Annotated in this window: 9 protein-coding genes and 1 pseudogene; 4 read left to right on the top strand and 6 right to left on the bottom strand. The window is 71.6% G+C overall.

Annotation, left to right across the window (positions count from 1 at the left end; translation table 11 throughout):
- Positions 1–295: pseudogene (locus FV229_RS27675) on the bottom strand (hypothetical protein); the annotation flags it as partial.
- A 168-nt stretch (positions 296–463) separates the two neighbouring features.
- On the opposite strand from FV229_RS27675, the gene FV229_RS24220 reads away from it, so the two are divergent.
- On the top strand, positions 464–1,042 hold the full coding sequence (locus tag FV229_RS24220; RefSeq protein ID WP_246688322.1) for a TetR-like C-terminal domain-containing protein: 579 nt from the start codon (positions 464–466) through the stop codon (positions 1,040–1,042).
- 88 nt (positions 1,043–1,130) lie between these two features.
- Here FV229_RS24220 and FV229_RS24215 read toward each other — a convergent pair whose 3' ends face one another.
- Positions 1,131–1,385 carry a hypothetical protein gene (locus tag FV229_RS24215; RefSeq protein ID WP_147754396.1) on the bottom strand — a complete coding sequence of 85 codons (255 nt, stop codon included), beginning with the start codon at positions 1,383–1,385 and terminating at the stop codon, positions 1,131–1,133.
- Between the two features lie 148 nt (positions 1,386–1,533).
- On the opposite strand from FV229_RS24215, the gene FV229_RS24210 reads away from it, so the two are divergent.
- Positions 1,534–1,722: a hypothetical protein gene (locus FV229_RS24210; protein WP_147754395.1), complete on the top strand. Its 189-nt coding sequence runs from the start codon at positions 1,534–1,536 to the stop codon at positions 1,720–1,722.
- Between the two features lie 145 nt (positions 1,723–1,867).
- On the opposite strand, the gene zwf is transcribed toward FV229_RS24210, so the two are convergent.
- Entirely contained in the window at positions 1,868–3,400 is a 1,533-nt protein-coding gene (gene zwf / locus FV229_RS24205; protein ID WP_147754394.1) for a glucose-6-phosphate dehydrogenase, read from the bottom strand.
- Positions 3,401–3,518: 118 nt separating this feature from the next.
- Positions 3,519–3,776: a hypothetical protein gene (locus FV229_RS24200; RefSeq protein ID WP_147754393.1), complete on the bottom strand. Its 258-nt coding sequence runs from the start codon at positions 3,774–3,776 to the stop codon at positions 3,519–3,521.
- Between the two features lie 102 nt (positions 3,777–3,878).
- On the opposite strand from FV229_RS24200, the gene FV229_RS24195 reads away from it, so the two are divergent.
- Both FV229_RS24195 and FV229_RS24190 read left to right on the top strand, forming a co-directional pair.
- The gene (locus FV229_RS24195; protein WP_147754392.1) at positions 3,879–4,655 is read left to right on the top strand and encodes an ABC transporter ATP-binding protein; all 777 of its coding nucleotides are present in this window, start codon (positions 3,879–3,881) and stop codon (positions 4,653–4,655) included.
- A 76-nt stretch (positions 4,656–4,731) separates the two neighbouring features.
- Positions 4,732–5,241: an OsmC family protein gene (locus FV229_RS24190; RefSeq protein WP_147754391.1), complete on the top strand. Its 510-nt coding sequence runs from the start codon at positions 4,732–4,734 to the stop codon at positions 5,239–5,241.
- 41 nt (positions 5,242–5,282) lie between these two features.
- Here the strand turns inward: FV229_RS24190 and FV229_RS24185 are convergent, their stop codons facing one another.
- Together FV229_RS24185 and FV229_RS28505 are read right to left on the bottom strand one after the other, a co-directional pair.
- Positions 5,283–6,155 carry a methyltransferase domain-containing protein gene (locus FV229_RS24185; protein ID WP_246688321.1) on the bottom strand — a complete coding sequence of 291 codons (873 nt, stop codon included), beginning with the start codon at positions 6,153–6,155 and terminating at the stop codon, positions 5,283–5,285.
- A gap of 101 nt (positions 6,156–6,256) precedes the next feature.
- Positions 6,257–6,382 (bottom strand): hypothetical protein, encoded by a 126-nt coding sequence (locus tag FV229_RS28505; RefSeq protein ID WP_281406750.1) that lies wholly within the window; start codon positions 6,380–6,382, stop codon positions 6,257–6,259.
- Between the last annotated feature and the right edge of the window lie 149 nt (positions 6,383–6,531).

The following is a 6,531-nucleotide window of genomic DNA, read 5'->3' as shown; positions in this document are numbered from 1 at the left end:
GGGCTTGCGCGTCACCCGGCGGCAGCAGGCGGCGGGTGTCCGGGTCGGGGACGAGGGCCTGGAGCAGGGCCGGGCACAGGTGGTGCACCCAGAACACCTCGACCAGGGCGGCGGCGCGGCGGGCCTCGGCCTGGTCTCCGGCGATCGCCAGGGCCAGCGCCCGGCGGCTTCGCTCCAGCGCGGCGCGGGTCTCGCGGATCTGCTGGTCGAGGATCAGCAAGGCGTTGCGGTCGTAGAGGTCTTCGGTGGCCTGGGCGACGCTCCCCCGCGCCAGGATGTTGAGCAACTTGAGCATGGTGTGGCTCCTGCCGTATGAACATCGTTCACAAGAGGAATGTCCCACGATCATGAACAGCGTTCAAGTGCGGTTTTGCACGTCGTACAAATTGCTGTTGCGAGGCGCGGCGTGACCGGGGCAGACGCCGACGCGAAGCCGTTGAAAGCGGAGGCACGCCGTGCTGCCTTGCGCAAACTGCTCATCGCAGCGGCCGAGCGTCGGATCTCCGAGGACGGTTTGGGCGCCCTGCGCGCGCGCGACCTCGCAGCGGACGCAGGCTGCGCACTTGGGGCGATCTACGGCGCCTTTCCGGACCTCGACGCGCTGATCCTGGAGGTGAACCTGCGCACGCTGGCCCTGTTCGAGGTGGCGCTCGGGCCCGACGACGGCGGGTTCGACGGGACGAGTGCGGCGGACGAACTTGTCCGGCTGGGCCAAGCCTACCTTGCCTTCGCACAGAGCCACGGGAAGCGATGGCGCGCCCTGTTCCAGCACCAGTTCGCGGACGGGCGCCGCCCGCCGGACGGCTACGTGGCCGAGCAGGCGCGCCTGTTCCGCCGCATCGAGGCGCCATTGCAGGCTCTGCGCCCGGACCTCTCGGCGCAAGAGCGCGTGCTGCTGGCCCGCAGCCTGTTCTCGGCGACGCACGGCATCGTCATGCTCGGCCTCGACGCGCGCCTGATGGCGCTGCCGCCCGCGGTGGTAGGCCACCAGCTCGACCTGCTGATCCGCGCGATGGCGACGGGGCTCGCGAGCCGCGCCTAGTGGAGTATCGCGCCGCTTTGGTCCGCTGCCGGGGCCTTTATGTGCCGGTCCATCCACGTGAGCGTCGCGGGCACCCGCCGGGCCTTCCTCAACCGGCGGTCGCCGACGTGAGCGCTCGGCCCCGCCCCCGCGTCTGCGCGACGCAGCGGACGGCCTCCACCGCGTCGGCCCGGCTCGCATCGCAGGGCAGCAGGGTCCAGAGCCGGAGAAGCTGGCTGAGCGCCGCCATCTCGCGTGATACGGTGGATGCGCCGAAGATCGTCGGAACCGTGCCGCCGAGCGCCTCCGCGAGGCGGCTCAGGTCCTCGTTGTCCTGCCGAATCTGGCTGGGCTCGGTGTGCATCGACGGTCGCCTCCGACTGGCCATGCGACCGCAGGCATTCTGGTATTCCGCATACAAGACGCTTTTGTCGCAACCCGCAACCTATGGTCGAAACACGACGTTGTGAGTTCAGTTTGTGTCGACGAATTTGGGCTTCGAAGACCGCACGATGGCGATAGACGACAGGCCCACAGACGACACCATGATCGACGCCTGCCTGAGGCTGCACGAGATCGTCCGCAAGATCGGGACACCGGAGATGGTGTTGATCTCGCGCCTGCTGCTCTTTCAGGCCGGGCTGCAGATCGCGGATGCGATCAAGGCCGACGAGGCGCGCGACCCGTCCAGCGAGCGCTGACCCTTCAAAACAGCCGGACTTACCCGCGCCCTCACCTGAGGTTTCCGCTTCGCGAAAGCGACTCGGCAAGGATGCGGGTGGAACCGTCGTCTTGTCGGTCGTCGCGCGCGGCCGCGGCGTAACCGGCCCCGAGGTCGATCCGCCTTCAATCGGTCTTGCCGTCGAGACCGAGCCAGTGCCGGCCGTCGCAGGCCAGAAGGTCGTCGGCGGCCTTCGGGCCGGGGGTGCCGGCGGCGTAATCCTCCACCGGGGCGGTCTTCCAGGCCTCGAGCAGCGGCTCGACCGCGGCCCAGCCGGCCTCGATGTTGTCGGCGCGCTGGAACAGCGTCGCGTCCCCGGTCATGCAATCGTAGAGCAGGGTCTCGTAGCCGACGTTCGGCTGGTTCTTGAAGAAGTCGGCGTACTTGAACCCCATCGTCACCCGGCCGATCTGCATCTGCGGCCCGGGCACCTTGACGTTCAGCTCGGTGCCGGCGCCGTGGTCGGGGTCGATGGTGATTCGCATCACGTTGGGGCTCAGCTCGGCCACCGGCGTGTCGGCGAACAGCTGGAACGGCGCCGGCTTGAACAGGATCGCGATCTCGGTGCGGCGGCCGGTCATGCGCTTGCCGGTGCGGACGTAGAACGGCACCCCGGCCCAGCGCCAGTTGTCGATCTCGAGCTTCAGGGCGACGTAGGTCTCGGTGGTGGAATCCTTCGCCACGTGCGGCTCTTCCCGGTAGCCGACCACCGGCTTCCCTTCGAGCGTGCCGGCGACGTACTGGCCGCGCACCGCGTGGTCGGGTCGGATCGGCTTGACGGCCTGCGCGAGCTTCGCCTTCTCGCCGCGCACGTCCTCGGCGGAAAACGAGTTCGGCGGCTCCATCGCCACCATGCACAGAAGCTGGAACATGTGGTTGGGCACCATGTCCCGCAGGGCGCCGGTGGGCTCGTAGAACCCGCCGCGCTCCTCCACGCCCACGGTCTCGCCGGCGGTGATCTGGATGCTGTCGACGTATTCGCGCCGCCAGACCGGCTCCAGCATGCCGTTGGCGAAGCGCAACGCCATGATCGACTGCACGGTCTCCTTACCCAGGAAGTGGTCGATCCGGTAGAACTGGCTCTCGTCGGCCTGTTTTAGGATCTGCGCGTTCAGCGCACGTGCCGAAGCGAGGTCGGAGCCGAACGGCTTCTCGATCACCACCCGTCGGAAGGCGTCGTCCGCCTGCTTGAGCAGGCCCGCTCGCCCGAGCCCGTCGACGAGGCTGCCGAAGAAGCGCGGGGCCACCGCGAGGTAGAACACCACGTTGCCCAAGACTTTGCCCTTCAGCGCCTCGAAGGTTCCGGCGTCCTCGAAGTCGCCTTTGAGGAAGTGGATGCGCTCGCGGATGAAGCTCCAGCTCTTCGGGTCGATCCGGTCGGCGTGGAACTCGGAGCCGGGGTCCTTGCTCAAGGTCTCCATCGAGGTGGTGAGTTCGGTGCGCAGGCCCTCGTCGCTGCCGTCGTTGTGATCGACGCCGAGGATCGTGAAGCCCGGATCGAGCAGGCCCGAGCCGGCGAGGTTGTAGAGCGAGGGCATCAGCAGGCGCTTGGTCAGGTCGCCGGCCGCGCCGAAGATCACCAGCGTGCAGGGCGGCGCCGGCTTCGTGCCGCAGGCGGCCTGGTCCTTCAGGGGCGCGTCGTGTGTCGGCTCGGGCATCGGCGTCGTCCGGTTCTTCGACGCGATGGTGCGTCGCGGCATTCGATCGCACGACAACCGGCGAGCGGCATGGCCGTTCCGGCGGAGACGCGATCGTGTGGAGGGAGGGCGTGGCCCCTCACCCCCGCCGGCGCAGCACCACGCCCGGCAGCGGGCAGGCGGCGGGGACGACCGCGAGGACGACCGAACTCGGGCACAGGGCGCGGCAGCCGAGCGCGGCGTCGATCTGGTCGCGGCCGCAGGCGGTCGCGTCGCAGAACCGCCCAAGATCCTCGCAGGTCGCCAGGAACCGGCCCGCTCCGGGTCGAGCGTGCAAGTCGGCGGCGCCGACGGGGCCAGAGAGGACGAGGAGGGTGGCGAGGCCGAGCCGGATCATGGGTGCGCCTTCCCAGCGGCGGACGGAGCCGTGGCGTAGCATGGCGGCGCGCGGCGCCCTATGGCATGGACGCGACAGGCGAAACGCGATCCGGACCCCGACGTGCTCGACATCCGCGGCCTCTCCAAGACCTATGCCGACGGCACCCAGGCGCTCGCGGGCGTCGACCTGTCGGTGGAGGCCGGCGAGGTCGTCGCGCTGATCGGCGGTTCGGGCTGCGGCAAGACCACCCTGCTGCGCCTGATCGCCGGCCTCGACCGCGGCAGCGCCGGCACGATCACGCTGGACGGCGAGGGCATCGCCGCGCCCCACGCGAGCGTCGGCCTGGTGTTCCAGGAGCCGCGCCTGCTGCCCTGGCTCGCGGTGGCCGACAACGTCGGCTTCGGCCTCGACGGGGTCCGCCGGCCCGAGCGCCGCGCCCGCATCGCCCACGCGCTGGAGAGGGTGGGGCTGGCCGAGCATGCGACGCGCTGGCCGCGCGACCTGTCGGGCGGGCAGCAGCAGCGGGTCTCGATCGCCCGCGCCTTCGTCGCCCGCCCGCGAGTGCTGCTCCTCGATGAGCCGTTCTCGGCGCTCGACGCCTTCACCCGCAAGGACCTGCACGGGCACCTGCTCGCCCTCTGGGCCGAGACACGCCCGACCATCCTCATCGTCACCCACGACGTCGGCGAGGCGGTGGCGCTCGCCGACCGCGCCGTGGTGATGCGCCCCAAGCCCGGCCGCCTCGACGAGACGGTGCGGCTCGGAAGCCCACGCCCGCGCGACCCCGCCTCGCCGCAGAGCGAGGCTGCGGCCCGCGCGATCCTGGCCGCGCTCGACCGTTCGCTCCGCCCCGCCGAGGCGCAATCCGCCGCGGCGCCCGCCGGGAACTGGTGGTAGCAGGCGGCACCGGTTGAGCCGTGGGGCAGTTCCCGCTAACCGCGACCGACAACGACCTACGATGGAGGAGACGACGATGGACGCCACCACGCTGCGCGCGCTTCAGGCCCCGCTGAAGGACCAGTACCGCAACACCCCCGACGACGCCGTCATCACTCTGCGGGCGAAGGGCTCTCTCGACGACACGTCGATCGCCTGCAAGGTCGAGACCGGCCGCGCGCTGGCGGTGGCCGGCCTGCACCCGGCCACCGGCGGCTCGGGCGCCGAGCTGTGCTCGGGCGACATGCTGCTCGAGGCGCTGGTCGCCTGCGCCGGCGTCACGCTGAAGGCCGTCGCCACCGCCCTCGAGATCCCCCTGCGGGCCGGCACCGTGAGCGCCGAGGGCGACCTCGACTTCCGCGGGACGCTTGGCGTCGACAAGGAGGCGCCGGTGGGTTTTCGCGCGATCCGGCTCGCGTTTTCCCTCGACACCGACGCGCCGCAGGAGAAGCTCGACCAGCTGCTCAAGCTCACCGAGCGCTATTGCGTCGTGTTCCAGACGCTGAACCACAAGCCGGAGCTGGCCGTCACCGCCGCCCGCGGCTGATCGGTTCCCCAGACGACGAGGGGCGGCGGAGCCGATGCGCCTCAGCCCGCCGAGACGAGCCAGCACCCGGCCGCGAGGTGCACGGCGCCGTCCTTCGCGTAGGGCAGCAGGGTTTCGGTGACCGCCGCGAGCGCCGCCTGGCGCAGGGGCGGCTCGGCGTCGCGCAGCAGGCGCGAGACCGGGCCGAGCTCGACAACGACGGCGGCCGCCGCCTCGGCGGCGGCGCGTGCCGAGCCGTCGGCGGCGCGTCCCAACACGAGGTCGCGCACCACCGGCGCGACGGCGACGTCGGAGAAGCCGGCCTCGGCGAGCAGGCGGCGCATGGCGTCCGCGTCGGCGAAGCGGAACGGGCCGGGGCCCGAGAAGTCCGGCGGGCTCGCGTCCGGCACCAGCGGCAGCACCGCCGCGCGGGGCACGGTGACCCAGGGGTTGTCGGCCATCGCCTGCCAGCACAGGAAGCTCAGGCGTCCCTGCTGCGTCAGCGCCCGGCGGAGGTTGGCGAAGGCGGCGCGCGAATCGGAAAAGAACATCACGCCGAAGCGCGAGATCGCCCGGTCGAACGCCGCGGCGGGGAAATCATGCGTCTCGGCGTCGGCCACGATCCAATCGACCGGCGCGGCGCCGGCCGGCAGGGGCCGCGCTCGCGCCGCGGCGAGAAGCGGCTCCGACAGGTCGGCGGCGACGACCCGGCCGGTCGCCCCCACCGCCTCGGCCGCGATCAGCGCCGTGGCGCCTGAGCCGCAGCCCACGTCGAGGACGCGCTCGCCCGGTCGCAGGGCAGCGGCGGAAAATAGCGCCTCGGTCAGCGGCGCGAACACTGCGTCGAGCACGCCTTGGCTGCGCGCCCAGCGCTGGCCGACCGCCCCGTTCCAGTATTCGGCCTGGGTCATCGTGGCCGTCGTGGTGGCCGTCATGGCATGCTCCGCCGTTCAGCGATCCGGGCAGCATCTTGCACGGCGGGCGCCCGCCGTCAGCAGGGCGCCGGCCTTGCAGGATGCCGCCGGCCCCGCGCGCCTCAGGCCGTCGACCCCCGAGCCCGCGCGGCCAGCAGTTCCGCCGCGACGTCGGGCAGAACCCGGTCGCCCGGGGTGTAGCCGTGCACGTCGTCGACGGATTTGAAGCCGTCGAGGGCAAGCCGCATCGGGCAGAGCGTGGGGCCTCGCCGGATGGATCCTCGCCGGCCCCGTTGTTCAGGCGGCTCACCTCGCGGAAGCCCGCCGGCGGTGCCGAGGGCTGGGCTCCGGCCTCAACGCCGGGGGCCGCCCCCGGGGCCGCCGAACCCGCCTGACC

It is taken from the genome of Methylobacterium sp. WL120 (assembly GCF_008039465.1).
Lineage (GTDB): Bacteria > Pseudomonadota > Alphaproteobacteria > Rhizobiales > Beijerinckiaceae > Methylobacterium > Methylobacterium cerastii.
This window is presented reverse-complemented; position numbering and strand designations above follow the sequence as displayed.

What these genes read in the sequence shown, in the direction of transcription:
- FV229_RS24215 (WP_147754396.1), bottom strand. Translation starts at nt 1,385, where the DNA reads ATGCACACCGAGCCCAGCCAGATTCGGCAGGACAACGAGGACCTGAGC.
- FV229_RS24210 (WP_147754395.1), top strand. Translation starts at nt 1,534, where the DNA reads ATGGCGATAGACGACAGGCCCACAGACGACACCATGATCGACGCCTGC.
- zwf (WP_147754394.1), bottom strand. Translation starts at nt 3,400, where the DNA reads ATGCCCGAGCCGACACACGACGCGCCCCTGAAGGACCAGGCCGCCTGC.
- FV229_RS24200 (WP_147754393.1), bottom strand. Translation starts at nt 3,776, where the DNA reads ATGATCCGGCTCGGCCTCGCCACCCTCCTCGTCCTCTCTGGCCCCGTC.
- FV229_RS24190 (WP_147754391.1), top strand. Translation starts at nt 4,732, where the DNA reads ATGGACGCCACCACGCTGCGCGCGCTTCAGGCCCCGCTGAAGGACCAG.
- FV229_RS24185 (WP_246688321.1), bottom strand. Translation starts at nt 6,155, where the DNA reads ATGACGGCCACCACGACGGCCACGATGACCCAGGCCGAATACTGGAAC.
- FV229_RS28505 (WP_281406750.1), bottom strand. Translation starts at nt 6,382, where the DNA reads ATGCGGCTTGCCCTCGACGGCTTCAAATCCGTCGACGACGTGCACGGC.